This window comes from Duganella sacchari (assembly GCF_900143065.1).
GTDB classification, from domain to species: domain Bacteria; phylum Pseudomonadota; class Gammaproteobacteria; order Burkholderiales; family Burkholderiaceae_D; genus Rugamonas; species Rugamonas sacchari.
The window spans coordinates 97,051-115,274 of sequence record NZ_FRCX01000003.1 but is presented as its reverse complement, the minus strand read 5'-3'; the positions used below and the strand labels follow the sequence as shown (position 1 = coordinate 115,274).

Sequence of the window (18,224 nt, the reverse complement as noted above, 5' to 3'; positions counted from 1 at the left end):
GATCGATACTGGGATTTTCAGGAGGACTTATGGAGTACACCGTTTTTCGTACCGATGGCCAGGGTGGCTTGCGCCGTGAACAGGTCAGCGCCGCACCGTTGCCGTCCGATGGCGTGCGTGTCGCCGTGCGCGCTGTCGGGCTGAATTTCCGCGACAGCTACGTGATCCGCGGTAACCGTTATCGCGCACCGCTGAAAGACGCCATCCCCATGACCGACGCCGCCGGCGTGGTGGCGGCAGTGGGCAGCGCGGTCACGCGCTTCAGAGTAGGCGACCGCGTTTGCTCGACAGTGCTGCCGAACTGGATAGACGGTCCGCTGAGCGCACACGGCATGGCGCGCTCCACCGCCGTGCTGGCCGAATACTTCGATGCGGGAGAAAACGATCTGGTGGCCGCGCCGCCGCATCTGAGCGATGAAGAAGCTGCCACGCTGCCTGTCGCCGCACTGACGGCATGGCATGCCGTCGCCGAGCTGCGCGTGCTGGCCGAGGGCGATACGGTGGTGGTGCAAACCACCGGCGGCGTCGCCGTATTTGCGATGCAGTTTGCCGCTGCGATGGGCGCGCGCGTGATTGCTGTCTCACGCTCGGAAGAAAAGCTGCGCCGCAGCGGCGCCTGGGCCACCATCAATACCGAGGTCTATCCCGAATGGGACCAGCAAGTGCTGGCGCTCACCAAGGGCGAAGGTGCGCGGCTGGTGCTGGATATGGGGCTGAACGATTCGCTGCGCCGTTCCGCGCGCGCGGCGGCGTATGAAGGGACGGTTGCCATCATCGGCGTGGTGCAGGAGCAGACCAACCCGCTCGACATCTACACGGTGATGAACAAGAACCTCAATGTGCGCGGTGTGGAAACCGGTTCCCGCGCCATGTTCGAACGCATGAACCGCTTCATGGCGCAGCACAATCTGCATCCGCACATCGATGCGGTGTACGACGATGTGGATGCGGGGCTGGACCGTCTTGCGTCCAGCCCTTATGGCAAGGTGGTGCTCAGCCTTCGGTATTGATGGCCCACAGGCCTGGCAGGTTGCGCCAGTAGCCGTAAGCATCCATGCCGAAACCGACGACGAAGCGGTTGGGAATCGTGATGCCGACGATGTCCGCTTTCACGGGCTTGGTCTTGCCGATGGCTTTGTCCGCAAACACGGCCAGGATGACTTCCTTGGCGCCCATGTCCAGCAGGCGTTGTTTGACGTGGGCCAGCGTTTCACCTTCGTCCAGGATATCGTCCAGCACGATGACGGTGCGGCCGCTGACGTTCGAGCGCGGCACGACCTTCCACACGACTTCGCCACCTTTGTCCTCGTCGCCGTAGCGGCTGACGTGGATGTAGTCGAATTCGAGCGGGAAGGTCAGCTGCGGCAGCAGGTTGCCGGTGAAGACCACGGCGCCACCCATCACGCCCAGCACCAGCGGGAACTCTTCGCTGTCCGGATGATTGAAGCGGGTGTTCAGCGTGTCGGCCATCGCGGTGACGGCGTTGTCGACGTCCTGCTTGGTGTAGAGTTCTTCGGCGCTCTTCATCAGGGAGCGGGCGCGGTTGTGGTGGAAGTCTTGCATGATATTTTTGTTAAAAACTAACGTGAAGACCGCTATTATCCCTCAATTACCGGTAGTCGCGCACGTCCGCAATCACCTTGCCGTCGTTGGGCAGGCTGCCTACCGGGACAAACTCCACCTCACCGCGCAACTTGGTCAGCTTGCGGATGGATTCGATGATGGCGTCGTTACTGGCGCTGGCAGGATCGGCGACCTCGCAATGCAGCGTCATTGCCTCTTGTGCAACCTGGCCTGATACCACAAGGCGCGCTTTAAGAATCTCCGGATGGCGGCGGGCGATGTCGTGTACTTGCGACGGATGGACGAACATGCCGCGCACTTTGGTGGTCTGGTCGGCGCGCCCCAGCCAGCCTTTGATGCGCGTGTTGGTGCGGCCGCCCGGTGAAGATGGTGTATCCGTCAATATTGCTGACAGATCGCCCGTGGCAAAACGGATCAGCGGATAGTCGGGATTGAACACGGTGAGCACCACTTCCCCCACTTCGCCTGCAGGTACGGGCTCGCCGCTGCCGGGGCGGACGATTTCCAGGATCACTTCCTCGTCCAGCACCATGCCGGGATCGCGCACATCGCCGGTGCGGGTTTCATACGCAATGCTGCCGATATCGGCGGAGGCATATGCTTGCAGCACGCATGGCACACCGTGGTCGGCAAACCACGCGCGCAGCGATTCCGGCAGCGCTTCCGCACTGACCAGGGCGCGCTTGATGCTGCTGACATCCGCGTCCATCTCCTGCGCTTTTTCGATAATGATTTTTAAAAAAGACGGCGTGCCGACGTAGGTGTCGGGCCGCAGTGTGCTGATGGCTTGCACCTGCATCGCCGTCTGGCCGCTGCCGGCCGGGATCAGGGCGCAGCCCAGCCGCGCGGCGCCGCCTTCGACCATGAAAGCGGCAGGTGTGAAGTGATAGGAAAAGCAGTTTTGCAGCAAGCCTCCCGCACGTACACCCGCCGCGTACAAGGGCCGCGCGAAACGCCACCAGTCGCCGCTGCGGCCTTCGGGATCGAAGATCGGCCCTGGCGACATATAGACGCGCGCCAGCTGGCCTACCGGGGTGGTGTTCAAGTCGCCAAACGGCGTTTGCTGCGATTGCAGTGCATGCAGGTCGGACTTGCGCGTGACGGGCAGCGTGGCCAGTGCCGCGCGGCTGTTGATGTCGCCGGCGTTGACGTCCTTGAGAATGCGCGACCATCCTGCTGCGGCTTTGGCGCGCGCGATCAGCTGCGGCAGGCGGGCCATCAGTTCGCGTTCACGTTGTTCGGGCGGTCGGGTTTCCAGGCTGTCCAGAGTGTCGGCCATGTTCATGATCCTTGTATTTCGCGTTGCAGCTTTTTAGTCAGTTTGGCGAACACCAGTTCGTAGGAGCGTTGCAGCAGCTCGGCCATTTCGGCGTCGCTGACGGCTTTCTTGTCTTCGATGTAGACCCATTTGGCGCGCGCCAGGTACGGGGCGGGAATGATGCCGGGACGGTCGGTGAGTTCCAGGAAGCGGTCGCCATCGACTTTGAAGCTGATGCCGCGATCACTGCCTTCCGCGCCCATCAGGGCAAACATTTTTTCGCCGACGCAGAACACCAGGTTGCTCTCCCATTTGATGTCTTCCGTTGCGCCGGGAAGCTTGCGGCAATACGTCTTGGCCTTGTTGAGATTCATTCTGTTCCTTATGCCAGCCAGCGCTTGCGGCGCCGGTAAAATTTCATGTCGCGGAAGCTCTTGCGTCCAGCGCCGGAAACGCCGAGGTAGAACTCCTTCACGTCTTCATTGCAGGCCAGTTCCTCGGCCGCGCCTTCCATCACCACGCGGCCGTTCTCCAGGATGTAGCCGAAGTCCGCATAGCGCAGCGCGATGCTGGTGTTTTGCTCGGCCAGCAGGAAGGAGACGTTTTCCTTGGTGTTGAGGTCTTTGACGATGCCAAAGATCTCTTCCACGATTTGCGGCGCAATGCCCATCGACGGTTCATCGAGCAAAATCATGGAAGGCCTGGCCATCAGGGCACGGCCTATGGCGCACATCTGCTGTTCGCCGCCCGAGGTGTAGCCGGCCTGGCTGTTGCGGCGTTCCTTCAGGCGCGGGAAGTAGCGATACACTTTTTCCAGTGACTCCTTGAGCTCTGCACGCGAGTCATTGAGCGTGTAGGCGCCAGTGAGCAGGTTTTCTTCGATGGTCAGGTGGCCGAAGCAGTGGCGGCCTTCCATCACCTGCGACAGGCCGCGCTTGACCAGTTCATTGGGCGTGAGCTGGTCGATACGTTCTCCCTTGAACTGGACTTCGCCTTTGGTGACGTCGCCCCGTTCACCGCGCAGCAGCGTGGAAATGGTTTTCAGCGTGGTGGATTTGCCTGCGCCATTCGCGCCCAGCAGGGCGACGATTTTGCCCTGCGGGACTTGCAGCGAAACGCCTTTCAGTACCAGGATAACGTGGTCGTAGATAACTTCGACGTTATTCACAGACAGATACGGCGCAGCCGCTGGCGTGGCTGCGGTGCTGGCAGGTGCCGTCATCATTTGAGGCACGCTGGCGTAATTTTCTTCTCTGCCGCGTATGCAGCGGAGCTTTCTTCCAGCAGCTTGCGTGTCAGCGCCTTGTCGCCGACGATCCAGTTTGGCGTGACGGCGTTCCACTTCTTGCCATCCCACTGCTGCACCTTGACGGCGCCGGAACCTTCGTGGTCATCGCAGCTGGTCTTCACGACGGGCAGCATGCCGTAGGCGCCGATGGCTTTCTGGCGTGCTTCATCCACATTAAGATTCTCCAGGCCCCAGCGCAGCTGTTCGCCCGTCACGCGTTTGCCCTTGCCGAATTTTTCCTGTGCGGTACGCATCGCTTCCACCCACAGTATGGCGGCGCTGACGCCACGCATGTGGTACACGCTGCCGATGCGGGCAGGATCGGCCAGATTGCCTTTGCCGGCGTCGTAGAGTTTTTTGCGGATCTCGTCCAGCACAGGATAGTTACCTGGCGTGTTGAAGGTCATGGCGCTGTAGCCTTTGGCCGCATCGCCCGTAGGTACGGTATCTTCTTCCGAACCGGCCCACCACACGCCGAGGATTTTCTCGCGTGGGAAGCCGTTGCGCTGTGCGGTCTTGATGGCCACCGCATTCATCGAACCCCAGCCCCACAGGATCACATGGTCAGGCCGGGCCTGGCGGATTTGCAGCCACTGCGACTGTTGTTCGCTGCCTGGCGGCGTGACGGGAATCTTGATGAGTTCAAACCCGTATTGCTTCGACAAGGCTTCCAGCACTGGCAAGGGTTCTTTGCCAAAAGCCGAGTCGTGGTACAGGTGGACGATCTTCTTGCCTTTGAGCTTGTTCATGCCGCCTTCCTTGTCGCCGATGTACTTGATCATGGCGGCAGCCTGGTTCCAGTAGCTGGTAATCAGCGGGAAGACATACGGGAAGACCTTGCCGTTGGCGGCGTCGGAGCGGCCGTAGCCTATCATCGTCATCGGGATTTTATCGATGGCCAGGCGGTCCAGAACGCCGTAGGCCACGCCCGTGGACAACGGTTCAACGAGGGTGGCGCCGCCGTTTTTGGTCTTGAGGCGTTCGTAACATTCCACGCCGCGTGACGGGTTGTATTCGGTTTCGCACTCTTCCCACGAGATCTTTACGCCATTCACGCCGCCCGACAGGTTCACCAGGTTGAAGTAGTCGATGATGCCGCCGTAAAAGCCGGAACCGCCTGCCGCATAAGGGCCTACCCGGTACGAGGGCAGGGCGACATATTGTTCCGCAGGCTGCGCGATCGCTGCGCCGCTGGCGATGAGTGTGAGTCCGGCTACGATGGATGCAAAGCGTTTCATCTTGTTGTCTCCTCTGGTTTTATATTAGTGAGGGAAAGGCCACAAACGTAACTTCTCTTTACCGATTTGCCACAAGCGCGCCAAGCCATGCGGCTCGACGATGAGGAAAAATATAATCAGCGCGCCGAATACCATGAGTTCCAGATTGGAGGCGACGCTGGTTGGCAGCGACAGGCTGTGTGCGACCACGTTCAGCAGCACCGGCAGCAGCACGATGAAGGCCGCACCCAGGAAGGAACCAAGCACGGAGCCCACGCCGCCAATGATAATCATGAACAGGATGCGGAATGACAGGTCAAGGTTATACGCTTCCGGCTCCACCGTTCCCAGATAGGCATAGGCGTACAGCGCGCCAGCCACACCGCAGTAGAATGAGCTGACGGCAAACGCCAGCAGCTTGGTACGCATCAGGCGAAAACCGATGACTTCCGCAGCGACGTCCATGTCGCGCACCGCCATCCATGAGCGGCCGACGTTGGAGCGGATCATGTTCTTGGCCAGCAGCGCCATGACAGCAACCACGCCCAGCACCAGCAGGTATTTGCGGCCTGGCGTATCAAAAGCGTAGCCGAGGATGACGATAGGCTGGGCGGTAATCACACCGGAGCTGCTGTAGTTGGTCAGGTAAGGGATCTTGGTCAGACACCAGACCACGAAGAACTGCGTGGCCAGCGTCGCGGCGGCCAGATAAAAACCACGGATGCGCAGCGATGGCAGGCCAAACGCGATGCCGACCAAGGCGGCGCTCAAGCCACCCAGCACAAAGCCCAGCAGCACCGGCAGGCCTGGAATCCGCAGGATGAAGTTATACGAGGCGAAAGCGCCAACCGCCATGAAGGCGGCGGTGCCGAGCGATAGCTGGCCCGCATAGCCGGTCAGGATATTCAGGCCGATGGCCGCCAGTGAAAAAATCAGGAACGGTATCAGGATGGCGGAAAGCGCATAGGGCGATGCGGCCAGCGGCACCGCCACAATGGCGAAGACCAGCAGCGCAAGCAGTGCGATGCGGTCCTGCAGAATCGGAAAAATCTGGCCATCGGCCTGATAGCTGGTTTTGAATTGTCCTGCTTCGCGGTAGAGCATCGGCGGCCTCTCTTAAATTCTGCGGATGATTTTTTCGCCGAACAGGCCCTCCGGCCGCACCAGCAGGAACAACAAGGCCAGCACATAAGGGAACCAGCCCTCGATGCCGCCGCCGACCAGCGGGCCGATAAACACTTCGGCCATTTTTTCAGACGCACCGATAATCAGTCCGCCGACGATGGCGCCCGGCATGGAGGTGAAGCCGCCGAGGATCAGCACCGGCAAGGCCTTCAACGCCACAAAGGTCAGCGCGAACTGCACGCCATTGCGCGCACCCCACAGCATGCCTGCCACCAGCGCGACCAGACCCGCCACTGCCCACAGCACGGCCCAGATGCGTTTCAGCGGAATACCCACGGCCAGTGCGGCCTGGTGATCGTCCGCGACCGCGCGCAACGCACGGCCTACCTTGGTTTTCGAGAACAGCAGGGCCAGCGCGATGACCAGCATGCCGCACACTGCCGCCGCCATGATGTCGAACTGCGAGACGAGGATGTTGTAGTTGTCCATGAGGTACTGCGATGGCACATCTTCTATCGGCAGTTCCAGCTTGCGCACCTGCGCGCCCCACATCAGCTGCGCCAGGCCTTCAATGAAGAAGGCCATGCCGATGGTGGCCATGAAGAGCGCGATCTCCGGCTGGTTGACGAGTGGCCGCAGCACCACGCGCTCGACGGCAAGGCCGAGCAGTATCATCACGACCATCGTTACCGGTACGGCGACCCACAGCGAGACGCCAAATTTGTCCACCACGCCGACGCAGGTGAGCGCGGCGAAATACACCATCGCACCCTGTGCAAAATTGAATACGCCGGAGGCTTTGTAGATCAGCACAAAGCCGATGGCCACCAGGGCGTACATCACGCCGGACAGCAGGCCGCCGATCAGCACTTCAAAGAAGAAGTTGATGTTCATTAGCACCCCACGCCGAGATAAGCGTTAATCACATCCTGGTTGCTGCGTACCTCGTCCGGCGTGCCGTCGCCGATTTTTTTTCCGTAGTCGAGTACCACCACGCGGTCGGAGATATCCATGACCACGCCCATGTCATGCTCGATCAGCACGATGGTGGTGCCGAATTGGTCGTTGACGTCGAGGATGAAGCGGCACATATCCTGTTTCTCTTCCACGTTCATGCCGGCCATGGGTTCGTCCAGCAGCAGGATCTCCGGTTCGGCGGCCAGTGCGCGGCCCAGCTCCACGCGCTTTTGCAGGCCATAGGGCAGGCGGCCCACCGGGGTTTTACGGATCGCCTGTATCTCCAGGAAGTCGATGATTTCCTCGGCCTTGATGCGGTGGGCGATTTCTTCGCGCCGCGCCGGTCCCCAGTACAAGGCCTGCATCAGGAAATTGGATTTCATCTTGAGGTTACGGCCGGTCATGATGTTGTCGAGGACCGTCATGCCCTTGAACAGCGCGATGTTCTGGAAGGTGCGCGCGATGCCGGATTTGGCGGCGGCGTAGCAGTCCATATTCTTGCGTATTTCGCCGCGATAGACGATCTGACCCTGCTGCGGGCGGTACACGCCGTTGATGACGTTAAGCATGGAGCTTTTGCCCGCACCGTTCGGACCAATGATGGCGCGGATTTCGTGCTGGCGTACGTCGAAGGAGATGTCGGTCAGCGCCTTCACACCGCCAAAGGACAGCGAGATGTTTTTCAGGTCGAGTATCACCGGCCCGGTCGCGCGGCGGGCGGCGCTGGCGTCGGCGCCGAAGTGGACTTCTGGTTCATTCATCTGCATGTGCGCTTCCTCCGTCATGCGGCTGCCTGCATGGCAGGGTAGGTCTTGCAAGGTTCTATCTTCAGATCCGCCTTGACGACGCCGGTGCGGCCATCTTCAAATTTGACCTGCGTCTCGATGTATTGCGAGGTCTTGCCGCTGTACAGCGCGTCGATCAGTACCGCATATTTCTCGGCGATGAACTTGCGGCGCACTTTGCGGGTGCGTGTCAGTTCGTCGTCGTCGGGGTCCAGTTCCTTGTGCAGTACCAGGTAGCGGTGGATCTGCGTGTCGCCCATTGCGGTTTCTGCGGCCAGGTCAGCATTCACTTGTTCGATGCAGTCCCGCACCAGGCCGTACACGGCGGGATGGGCAGCCAGGTCGGTGTAGCCGGCGTAGGCGATGCTGCGGCGCTCGGCCCAGTTGCCCACAGCTTCCATGTCAATATTGATGAAAGCGCATACCGCATCGCGCTGGTGGCCAAACACCACGGCTTCCTTGATGAAGGGGAAGAATTTGAGCTTGTTCTCGATGTAATTGGGCGCGAAGATGGCGCCACCGGTCATGCGGCCGACGTCGGCGGCGCGGTCGATGATCTTCAGATGGCCGTCACCATCAAACAGGCCGGCATCGCCAGTGTGGAAATAGCCCTGGGCGTCGATGGCTTCGCTGGTGGCGTCCGGGCGCTTGTAGTAACAGTCCATCAACGTCGGCGATTTGACGAGAACTTCGCCGTTTTCGGCCAGTTTGACCTCGACGCCAGGGGCCGGCAAGCCGACGCTATCGAATTTGATCTGGCCGTCCGGCTGCAGGCAGATGTAGGCGCAGGTTTCGGTCGATCCGTAGAATTGCTTCAAATTGACGCCAATTGAGCGATAGAAGCGGAACAGATCGGGCCCGATCGCTGCACCGGCCGTGTAAGCGACGCGGATGCGTGACATGCCCAGCACGTTTTTCAGCGGGCCGTAGACCAGCATTTTACCGACGGCGTAGCGCAGGCGGTCGCCCAATGGCACCGATTGCTTGTCTAAAATTTGAGCACCACAGCGGCGCGCGACAGCCATAAAGTAATGGAACATGCCGCGTTTGATCGCGCCTGCGTCTTCCATGCGTATCATTACCGTGGTCAGCATGTTTTCGAACACGCGGGGCGGTGCGAAGTAATAGGTTGGGCCGATTTCGCGCATGTCGGTCATGACGGTTTCACCGGATTCCGGGCAGTTGACGGTAAAACCGGCCGTCATCGCCTGGGCGAAGGAAAACAGGCAGTCGCCTACCCATGCCATCGGCAGGTAGGACAGGATGTCTTCTGCATCGGTGAGTTTTTCGAAGCCGACGCCGCCGGTACCGGCCGCCGTCAGTGCGGCGTGGGTCTGGCATACACCTTTGGGCTTGCCGGTGGTGCCGGAGGTGTACAGGATGATGGCGTTGTCGCTGCCTTGGCCTGCGGCAACTGCCGCGTCGAAGAATCCGGGATGGGACTGGTCCCAGGAGCGGCCCAGCTCTTGCAGCTTGGCAAAGGACAGCAAACCTTGCTGCTTGTAATGGCGCATGCCGCGTTCGTCGTCGTAGGCGATATGGCGGATGTGGGGATACAGCGATTGCAATTCCAGCAACTTATCGACTTGCTCCTGGTCTTCGACAATGGCGTAGTGGATTTCAGCGTTTTCCAGTACATAAGCCATGTCGGCTGCGGGAGCATCCTGGTACAAGGGCACGGGCACGCCGCCCAGGCATTGTGCGGCCAGCATCGCCCAGTACAGGCGCGGACGGTTGTCGCCGATGATGGCCAGATTCATGCCGCGGCCGAAACCAAGGGCGGCTAAACCACAGGCGAGGGCGCGTACTTCGTCGTTGACCTGAGCCCAGCTCCAGCTTTGCCAGATGCCTAGATGCTTTTCGCGAAATGCGGGTTTCCCCGGCCTGACCTGGCCGTGCGCGAGCATGCGGCGAGGAAATGTCTCGTATTCTGTTTGCACCAGTTTGTCTCCTGTTGCTGCTTATTTTTGTGTGATGATATTAACGTGCCGCGAGAAGGCGAGTTGTCTTTTCGACGACAATTGACCGACTTTTCTATGGTGCATTGCAAAAATGTCTGATCGAGACCAAATTACTTTGAAGGAAGCGTTGCGTGCCGCGATCTGGGCCAAAGGGTTAACGCCTGAACAAATGGCGCGGGTGGAGGCGGATACGGTTGAAACTTTTGTTCCCAAGGGTGGTTATGTTTGCCGTAAAGGCGATATGGTGGAACACTGGCTGGGGATTATCGACGGCATGATTAAAATGACGAATTTTTCTGCCAGCGGGAAAAGCGTGGCCTTTACCGGCGTGCCACAAGGCGGCTGGTTTGGTGAAGGAACGGTTTTAAAAAATGAAAAACTCAAATATGACGCTATTGCATTACGCGATAGCCGAATCGCCCGCATGCCAGCTGCGACCTTCATGTGGTTGCTGGATAATAGCCTGCCATTTACGCGTTTCTTATTGATGCAATTGAATGAGCGTCTCGGTCAGTTTATTGGCACGGTTGAGAATGACCGTTTATTAAATCCGGATACGCGCGTGGCGCGTTGCCTGGCATCGATGTTTCATTCGCATTTATATCCGGGGCTGGAGAAAATCGTACAAATATCGCAGGAGGAATTGGGACTATTATCCGGCTCGTCCCGCCAGCGTGCGAATCAGGCGTTGCAGCTGTTGGAAAAGGAAGGACTGCTGAGTCTGGATTATGGCGGTATCCGCATCCTGGATCTGGAGGGCTTACGGCGTTATGAGGCTTAGCGCCTTTTTTTTGCGCCCAGAACGTGCTAATTATTAGCATGAACTCGCTAATTTTCGGCATGAGCTGCCACTGCGCGGCGTGGCTGACCGCAGCCATAAACCTGGATTAGCAGACGCTGACATATATTGTTGAGCGATGTTTATTCAGACCATGCTGGCGGTTTCAAGAAATTAAAATATAGCTGGCATCATTAACACAACAAACCAGGCCACTTCGACATTCTGTAGACACAGACATTTAGCGGAAGATCACACAATCGGAGTATTATAGTGACAAGCTATTTTGAGTTTCTTATATGCATACTCCAGATCCCTCCCAAGTCGTTGAGCGCATCGCACAGTTGCGGGCGGCAATGCGTCAGCATCAAATCGATGCGCTGATGATTCCATCCGCCGATCCCCATTTGTCTGAATATTTGCCCGAACGCTGGCAAGGCCGAGAATGGGCTTCTGGTTTTACCGGCTCGGTCGGCACCTTAATCATTACGCCGGAATCTGCGGGCGTCTGGACCGATGCCCGTTACTGGACCCAGGCTGAACAGCAATTAAACGGCACCGGTATCCAGCTCATGAAACTGACCTCGGGCGCCAGCGTGCAATATATTGATTGGCTGGCAGCGAATCTGAAATCCGGCCAGACGCTGGCGGTGGATGGCGCCGTACTTGGCCTGGCCATCGCCCGCCTGCTGCAGACCGCGCTGGACGCCAAAGACGTCAAACTGCGCACCGATCTGGACTTGCTGGACCAGGTCTGGGCCGACCGTCCAGCGCTGCCGGACGCGCCGGTTTATGAACATCTGCCGCCTTATGCGTCAAAAAGCCGCAGCGGTAAACTGGCCGATTTGCGCAGCGCGATGCAAGGCGCCAGCGCCAATCGTCATCTGATCTCGACGCTGGACGATATTGCCTATTTGTTCAACTTGCGCGGCGCCGATGTCAATTTCAACCCGATTTTCCTGGCGCACGCGCTGATTACGCCCAGCCGCGCGACGATCTATGTCGCCGACGGCAAGATTGCGCCGGAACTGCGCACTGCGCTGGCGGACGAGGGTGTCGATGTCGCGCCGTACGCGTCGGCTGCTGCGGCCCTGGCCGGATTACCTGCCGATACCACGCTACTGGTCGACCCGCGCCGCATCACCTACGGCACCCGCCAGTGGATACCGGCCAAGGTCAAAGTGCTGGAGGCGATCAACCCGACCACCCTGGCCAAGTCCCGCAAGAGCGACCAGGACGCCATCCACGTGCGCGCCACCATGGAGCAGGATGGCGCCGCCCTGTGCGAATTCTTCGCCTGGCTGGAACAGACCCTGGCCAACACCGCCCGCGCGCCGCTGACCGAGGTGGAAATCGACAAACAGATCACGGCCGCGCGGGCGCGCCGTCCTGGCTTCATCAGCCCGAGTTTTGCGACCATCGCCGGTTTCGGCCCGAACGGCGCGATCATGCACTACCGCGCCACCGAGGCGCGCCACGCCGTCATCGAAGGCGATGGCCTGCTGCTCATCGACTCCGGCGGCCAGTACCTGGGCGGCACCACCGACATCACGCGCGTGGTGGCCGTCGGCAGCATCACCGATGAACACCGCCGTGATTTCACGCTGGTGCTGAAGGGGATGATCGCCTTGTCCGCCACCCGCTTCCCGCGCGGCGCCAAGTCGCCGATGCTGGATGCCATCGCCCGCGCGCCGCTGTGGGCCGAAGGCATGGACTTTGGCCATGGCACCGGTCACGGCGTCGGCTACTTCCTGAATGTGCACGAAGGCCCGCAATCGATTTCGCCATCAGCCATGCCGGAACCGCAGACTGCGATGGAGCCGGGTATGATTACCTCAATTGAACCTGGCCTCTACCGGCCGGGCCGCTGGGGCATCCGCATCGAAAACCTGGTGCTGAACCGCGCGGCGGGCCAGACCGAGTTTGGCGAATTCCTCAACTTTGAAACATTGACACTGTGCCCGATCGACACCCGTTGTATCCTTCCCGCGCTGCTGCGCGACGATGAGCGCCAGTGGCTCAACGATTACCACGCCACGGTGCGCAAGCGCCTGTCACCGCTGCTGTCCGGCGATGCGCTGGCGTGGCTGACAACCCGAACGGAGACCTTATGAGCGGACGCGCAACCAGAGCTACATCGGCGGTAGACCGCCTGAAACGCCGTAGCGGCAATGATAAATACTCGATGTCGGTCACCGGCAGCGGCCACTTCTTCCTGTCCGATGGCGCCGGCAATCCGCCGCTGTGTGCGCCCATGGAGCTCGATGATTTTGTCGCCTTCGTCAACAGCATCGCGCCGGCTGCGCCCAAGCGCCTCAGCAAACTGGATGTCGCCTTCGAAAAGCAGCTCGTCAAAAAATAAGAAAGTAGAGGCTTACCATGCCCGCCATCGAATTCCTGCAGGCCTATTGGTCGCAATCCGAACTGGCCACCAATGCGGTGATTTTGTTGAATTTGCTGGGCGCGCTGCTGCTTGGCCTGCTGGTGGGCTACGAGCGCTCGTATCACGGCCGGGCGGCAGGCATGCGGACCTATGGCCTGGTGTGCATGGCCTCCGCCGCGCTGACGGTGATCGGCGGCTATCCGGGGCACTGGTTTGGCGGCCATGTGTCGACCTATCTGGTGAACTCCGATCCGACCCGTATCGTGCAAGGCATCGTGACCGGCATCGGCTTCCTTGGCGCCGGCGTCATCATGCGCGAAGGCTTTAACATCAGCGGTTTGACCACTGCTGCGTCGATCTGGGCCTCGTCGGTGATCGGCGTGATGGTGGGCGTGGGCTTTTATATGGGCGCCATCGGCCTGGCGATACTGTGCGCCGGCTCGATGATTTTCCTGACCCGGGTGGAAGCCTGGCTGCCGTCGCGCCACGCCATTGCGATCACCATGCGTTTCAAGACTGGCTACAAGCCGCAGGAGCCGGCATTGCGCGCGATGGCCCTACAGCGCGGCTATGAAATCGCCGGTGGGTCTATGATGATAGGCAGCGAAAACGGAATGCAGGAATGGCGCTTTGTGGCGATTGCACTCAGCAAGCGCAGTGGTTCGCCGATGTCGGTGCTGTCGGCGGAACTGGTCGACTTCGAAGGCATCCATAGCTTCCAGATTACGCACGCCCGCAACTGACCGATACCTATATGAATGCACAAGCCCAGGCAGTATTTGATTTCTGGTTTCAGCCGGCCCAAGGACAGGCCGCTGACGCGCCACGCCGCGAATGGTTTCAGAAGGATGACGCGTTTGACCGCGAGATCGCCCAGCGTTTCGGCGCGCAGATAGAGCAGGCGCTGGAAGGCGGCCTGCATCAATGGGATGCGGAAGGCCCGCAAGCGGCGCTCGCGCGCATCCTGGTGCTGGACCAGTTCTGCCGCAATGTGTACCGCGGCACGCCGCTGTCCTTTGCTGGCGACCATCAGGCCTTGCAGGCCGCGCTGGACATGATCGATGCCGGTGAGGACAAGGCGCTGCCGCCTTTGCAGCGGGCCTTTGTCTATCTGCCGCTGGAACATGCGGAAAACATGGCGATGCAGGAGCAGTCGGTGGCCTTGTTCATGCGGATGGCGGATGCGGAGCGCAACACGGCTTCCGCCGCCACCAGCCAGGGCATTGCCGGCATGCTGGATTACGCCCAGCGCCACCGCGAAGTGATACGGCGCTTCGGCCGCTTCCCGCATCGCAATGACATACTGGGCCGCGAATCGACACCCGAAGAAGTGGCATTCCTCAAGCAGCCGGGATCGGGATTCTGATGCCTGTTACGTTCAATCTGATCGGCGCCGGCCATGTCGGCCGCGTGCTGGGGCGGTTGCTGGCTGCGCGTGGATATCAGATCCAGCAAGTGCTGACGCGTTCGGCGGCATCGGCGCAGCTGGCAGTGGACTTCATCGGCGCCGGTAGCGTGGCGACGGATTATGCCCAGCTGCGGCCTGCTGGCGTGCATGTGCTGGCGGTCGGCGATGACCAGATCGTCCCCGCATGCGCAGCGCTGGCGCAGGCCGTAGCGCTCGACGGCAGCATCGTTTTTCATTGCAGCGGCGCGCTGGCCTCGGACCGTTTGCAGCACGCGCGCGAGGCCGGCGCGCTGGTCGCCAGCGTGCATCCGATCCGCAGCTTTGCCGATCCAGCGGCGGTTGCTGCACAATTTTCAGGCACGTTCTGCGGCGTGGAGGGCGATGATGGTGCGCTGGCCGTACTCACGCCTGCGCTGCGAGCGATTGGCGCGCAAGTGGTGCCGATCAACGCCGAGGCCAAGACGGTGTATCACGCGGCGGCGGTATTTGCGAGTAATTACCTGGTCACCGTGCTGGACGCCGCCTTGCGCGCTTACCAGGCGGCGGGGATTCCGGAGCCGGTCGCGCGCCAGCTGGCGCAACCACTGGCAACCGAGTCGATGGCCAACGTATTCCGGCTGGGCGCAGCGCCAGCGCTGAGCGGTCCGATTGCGCGTGGCGATCTTGCCACTGTGGCGCGCCAGCAGCAGGCGGTGTCCGCGTGGGATGCGGCCACGGGAGCGTTGTATGCTGCTCTCGTGCCGCCGACACAAGCGCTGGCGCACCGTAAGCAGCAGAAATAAGCGCTTCTGTGCGTAACTCCTTGCAAATTACTACTTAACAACTATATTTTAAGTAGGTGTAGCCTTTGTGCGGAGTAAGCTGGTTGCAGTTTTATTGGTACGAATTCACAAATAAGTACCGGGATCAGTCGACAAACCTCCGAATTAGCAATAAGCTTGATTCTTAGAATGTTTTCTACAAGAATCAAGCTGCAAGCTTAAACCGGCGCAACTGAATAGTAGGGGTAAGAACATGTTATTTCTGAAAAGTACAACCGTCACCAAAGCGCCTGGAATTTACGACGTCGACGTCGCCGCCAAACCGCCAGGTAAAACCTTCGGCGTGTTTATGGCAACCGATCCGGACAATCCACCGAATGAAGTGCTGGCGCAACTGACCGCGCTGGGCTTCAAGCAAACTTATAGCGGCCCTTATACCCACAAGGACCGCGGCAAAGTGCTGGACCTGCACTTCCAGAAAGCTGGCACCGACCTGTTCGAAGGCTGGAAAACCGAAGAGATGGAAGCCAATATGGCTGCGCTGACTGCCCTGTTCGGCGGCATCGGCATCACCATCACTCCACGTGTCATGAGTCTGGCCGAAGCCTACGCTTAAGCCTGCACTTCAATGTGATAGAGCGCCCAGGGTGCGCCGCCGAAACGTCCCGCCAGCGGGATAGCGGCCAGCTCGGGTACTTTATCCGCGTCGCACAGCGCCCATAACGGGCCGAGTCCACCCAGCGCCATTGGTGCGCCATCCATCTGGGTGGCGACGATCCAGCGTTGCGTGCGTGCTTGCGCTACCGTCACGGCTGCCGCATACCCATCCACCGCACGTAAAATCAGCTTGCTGTCGTCCTTGAGCTGGGCGCCGGCTGCCTGCACCACGTCCAGCAACAAGGGACCATGCAGCGTATGCGGTTTGGCGTCGTATTCCAGCGTCGGCTTGATGCTGATGGCCGGCAGGGCCGCCAGCGCGGCATAGTCGAACGCATGTGCCTTGTCGAAGCTGATCTTCTGCTTGGCCATCATCACGTCGCGCGCCGGATCGAGCTTGCCGCGATTGGGTTTGCTGATGGCGCCAGTGATGGTCAGCAGGGCCGGACCGGCGGCGGTGGCTGCTGCACGCGACGGCAAGGCTGCTGCGGACAGGCCGGCCAGTGCAGCCGTACCCAGGAACTGGCGTTTTTTCATGCGAAGTACTCCTGAAATCGTAGTGCCGTTATCATACCGCGCATGGACTTATTTGCCGACGACACCCGCCTCACGCCCATGCCGATTGACGATGGCGAACTGTGGTTCCAGCAGCGCCTGCCGCTAGACCTGGCGCCGGACGAGGTAATGCGTCGCCTGCTGGCCGAAACCGGCTGGCGCGAGGAGGAAATCCAGGTCTGGGGCAAGCTGCACAAGCAGCCGCGCCTGTCGGCCTGGCATGGCGAGGCCAGTTACCGCTACTCGGGCAAAACCTTTCACCCGCAGCCATTCACGGCGCTGCAATTGCATATCAAACAGACCGTTGAACGTGTCACGGGCCGGCGCTTTAACAGCGTGCTGCTCAATTACTACCGCGATGAGCGCGACAGCATGGGCTTCCACGCCGACGACGAGCGCGAACTGGGGCCCGAACCGGCGATTGCGTCGGTCAGCTTTGGCGCACCGCGGACCTTCATCCTCAAACACCGTCACTTGCCGAAGAAAGTGCAGCTGGCGCTTGGCGATGGCTGCCTGTTGCTGATGGCTGGCGCGTTACAAAAGCACTGGCTGCACGGGATTAACAAGGAGCGCACGCCACGCGGGCCGCGCATCAACCTGACCTTCCGCCTGATTTTATAGCGCAGGATTGGCAAACCGTTAACGGAACAGTTGTTCTTTTAAGCTTACTTTAAGTTTGGCGCATCTTGAAATTTGCCAATGATCGTTTGGCTTACATCTCGTCACACTTATTACTAATTCGGTGGCCACAGATGTTGGTTGGAGTGCTATCTTGGACACATCGCAATTCAAAGCAACTGCGATCCCAAGCAAGTCCTGAACAACTTTTTGCTGAAAGATCAACATCATGAAAAAAATTCTGTTTGCATTAGTCGCTTCCGCCGCCGCTCTGAGTGGTACTTCCGCCTTCGCACAAAGCAACACCCAGGATGCAGCCGGCACCGGTTACGTTGGTGTGGGTGTCGTGGGCAGCCGTTACGACATGGGCGCTGGCGGTTCCGTCAGCAGCGACAGCCGTACCGGCACCAAGGCCGCTGGCAAAATCTACGGTGGCTACAACATCGACAGCACCTGGGCAGTGGAAGCTGGCTACACCGACTTCGGCAAGCGCAGCTACAACTACACCGCAGGCGGCCTGCCTGGCGGCGTGAGCACTGATGCACACTCGTACTACCTGGCCGGTAAAGGCACCTGGCCAGTGGCGCAGGACTTCTCCGTGTTCGGCAAACTGGGTGTGGCGCGTAACCACAATGAAGTGACGCAGACCGGCATCGCCGCTGCCAATGGTCTCGGCGACGAGAACAAAACCAAGTTGTACGCATCGGTGGGTGGCGAGTACGCCATCAACAAAAACGTCAAGGTCTCGCTGGAGTATGAAAACTACGGCAAGAGCGGTACCGATGTTGGCCGTAAAGCCGGCGCCATCACTGCTGGCCTGCGCTACAACTTCTAAGTTCTGCTTAGTCTTGAAGGCCGGACTCTGCTTGATGCAGAGTCTGGCCTTTTT

20 protein-coding genes are annotated in these 18,224 nt (G+C 59.9%); 10 read left to right on the top strand and 10 right to left on the bottom strand.

Features of this window, described 5'->3' with window-relative positions; genetic code table 11:
• The first annotated feature begins 29 nt into the window (after window positions 1–29).
• On the top strand, window positions 30–1,010 hold the full coding sequence (locus BUA36_RS06940) for a zinc-dependent alcohol dehydrogenase family protein (RefSeq protein WP_072782866.1): 981 nt from the start codon (window positions 30–32) through the stop codon (window positions 1,008–1,010).
• Here BUA36_RS06940 and BUA36_RS06935 read toward each other — a convergent pair.
• Genes BUA36_RS06935 through BUA36_RS06895 form a run of 9 tightly spaced genes read right to left on the bottom strand, consistent with a single transcriptional unit; the run spans window position 994 to window position 10,121 of the window.
• Window positions 994–1,563 (bottom strand): hypoxanthine-guanine phosphoribosyltransferase, encoded by a 570-nt coding sequence (locus tag BUA36_RS06935; protein ID WP_072782863.1) that lies wholly within the window; start codon window positions 1,561–1,563, stop codon window positions 994–996. The two genes, BUA36_RS06940 and BUA36_RS06935, sit on opposite strands and share 17 nt — an antisense overlap.
• Window positions 1,564–1,609: 46 nt before the next feature.
• Entirely contained in the window at window positions 1,610–2,863 is a 1,254-nt protein-coding gene (locus BUA36_RS06930) for a phenylacetate--CoA ligase family protein (protein WP_072782859.1), read from the bottom strand.
• Window positions 2,864–2,865: 2 nt separating this feature from the next.
• Window positions 2,866–3,216 carry an MmcQ/YjbR family DNA-binding protein gene (locus tag BUA36_RS06925; RefSeq protein WP_072782857.1) on the bottom strand — a complete coding sequence of 117 codons (351 nt, stop codon included), beginning with the start codon at window positions 3,214–3,216 and terminating at the stop codon, window positions 2,866–2,868.
• An 8-nt stretch (window positions 3,217–3,224) separates the two neighbouring features.
• Window positions 3,225–4,064 (bottom strand): ABC transporter ATP-binding protein, encoded by an 840-nt coding sequence (locus tag BUA36_RS06920; protein ID WP_072782854.1) that lies wholly within the window; start codon window positions 4,062–4,064, stop codon window positions 3,225–3,227.
• The gene (locus tag BUA36_RS06915) at window positions 4,064–5,368 is read right to left on the bottom strand and encodes an ABC transporter substrate-binding protein (protein WP_072782851.1); all 1,305 of its coding nucleotides are present in this window, start codon (window positions 5,366–5,368) and stop codon (window positions 4,064–4,066) included. The genes BUA36_RS06920 and BUA36_RS06915 overlap by 1 nt, the downstream gene beginning before the upstream one ends.
• 24 nt (window positions 5,369–5,392) lie before the next feature.
• Window positions 5,393–6,451 carry a branched-chain amino acid ABC transporter permease gene (locus tag BUA36_RS06910; RefSeq protein WP_072782848.1) on the bottom strand — a complete coding sequence of 353 codons (1,059 nt, stop codon included), beginning with the start codon at window positions 6,449–6,451 and terminating at the stop codon, window positions 5,393–5,395.
• 12 nt (window positions 6,452–6,463) lie between these two features.
• Window positions 6,464–7,360, bottom strand: a complete 897-nt coding sequence (locus BUA36_RS06905; RefSeq protein WP_208861872.1) for a branched-chain amino acid ABC transporter permease — start codon at window positions 7,358–7,360, stop codon at window positions 6,464–6,466.
• 5 nt (window positions 7,361–7,365) lie between these two features.
• Complete coding sequence (locus BUA36_RS06900; RefSeq protein ID WP_072783633.1) at window positions 7,366–8,196, bottom strand: ABC transporter ATP-binding protein; 831 nt, start codon at window positions 8,194–8,196, stop codon at window positions 7,366–7,368.
• A gap of 14 nt (window positions 8,197–8,210) precedes the next feature.
• Window positions 8,211–10,121 (bottom strand): AMP-binding protein, encoded by a 1,911-nt coding sequence (locus BUA36_RS06895; protein WP_208861871.1) that lies wholly within the window; start codon window positions 10,119–10,121, stop codon window positions 8,211–8,213.
• 145 nt (window positions 10,122–10,266) lie between these two features.
• Here BUA36_RS06895 and BUA36_RS06890 point away from each other — a divergent pair, with 145 nt between their 5' ends.
• The 7 genes from BUA36_RS06890 (at window position 10,267) to BUA36_RS06860 (ending at window position 16,121) form a co-directional block, all read left to right on the top strand.
• Entirely contained in the window at window positions 10,267–10,956 is a 690-nt protein-coding gene (locus BUA36_RS06890; protein WP_072782839.1) for a Crp/Fnr family transcriptional regulator, read from the top strand.
• Window positions 10,957–11,252: 296 nt separating this feature from the next.
• Entirely contained in the window at window positions 11,253–13,067 is a 1,815-nt protein-coding gene (locus BUA36_RS06885; protein WP_072782836.1) for an aminopeptidase P family protein, read from the top strand.
• Window positions 13,064–13,315 (top strand): hypothetical protein, encoded by a 252-nt coding sequence (locus tag BUA36_RS06880; protein ID WP_072782833.1) that lies wholly within the window; start codon window positions 13,064–13,066, stop codon window positions 13,313–13,315. Before BUA36_RS06885 ends, BUA36_RS06880 begins: the two co-directional genes overlap by 4 nt.
• A 17-nt stretch (window positions 13,316–13,332) precedes the next feature.
• Window positions 13,333–14,079 carry an MgtC/SapB family protein gene (locus BUA36_RS06875; RefSeq protein WP_072782830.1) on the top strand — a complete coding sequence of 249 codons (747 nt, stop codon included), beginning with the start codon at window positions 13,333–13,335 and terminating at the stop codon, window positions 14,077–14,079.
• Window positions 14,080–14,090: 11 nt separating this feature from the next.
• Window positions 14,091–14,702 (top strand): DUF924 family protein, encoded by a 612-nt coding sequence (locus BUA36_RS06870; protein ID WP_072782827.1) that lies wholly within the window; start codon window positions 14,091–14,093, stop codon window positions 14,700–14,702.
• Window positions 14,702–15,526 (top strand): Rossmann-like and DUF2520 domain-containing protein, encoded by an 825-nt coding sequence (locus BUA36_RS06865; protein ID WP_072782823.1) that lies wholly within the window; start codon window positions 14,702–14,704, stop codon window positions 15,524–15,526. Before BUA36_RS06870 ends, BUA36_RS06865 begins: the two co-directional genes overlap by 1 nt.
• A gap of 232 nt (window positions 15,527–15,758) precedes the next feature.
• Window positions 15,759–16,121 (top strand): hypothetical protein, encoded by a 363-nt coding sequence (locus tag BUA36_RS06860; protein WP_072782820.1) that lies wholly within the window; start codon window positions 15,759–15,761, stop codon window positions 16,119–16,121.
• Here BUA36_RS06860 and BUA36_RS06855 read toward each other — a convergent pair.
• The gene (locus BUA36_RS06855) at window positions 16,118–16,699 is read right to left on the bottom strand and encodes a putative pterin-binding protein (RefSeq protein WP_072782818.1); all 582 of its coding nucleotides are present in this window, start codon (window positions 16,697–16,699) and stop codon (window positions 16,118–16,120) included. The two genes, BUA36_RS06860 and BUA36_RS06855, sit on opposite strands and share 4 nt — an antisense overlap.
• A 42-nt stretch (window positions 16,700–16,741) precedes the next feature.
• Between BUA36_RS06855 and BUA36_RS06850 the strand changes: the two genes are divergently transcribed.
• Window positions 16,742–17,338: an alpha-ketoglutarate-dependent dioxygenase AlkB family protein gene (locus BUA36_RS06850; RefSeq protein ID WP_072782816.1), complete on the top strand. Its 597-nt coding sequence runs from the start codon at window positions 16,742–16,744 to the stop codon at window positions 17,336–17,338.
• A 226-nt stretch (window positions 17,339–17,564) separates the two neighbouring features.
• Entirely contained in the window at window positions 17,565–18,170 is a 606-nt protein-coding gene (locus tag BUA36_RS06845; protein ID WP_072782814.1) for an outer membrane beta-barrel protein, read from the top strand.
• The last annotated feature ends 54 nt before the right edge of the window (window positions 18,171–18,224 follow it).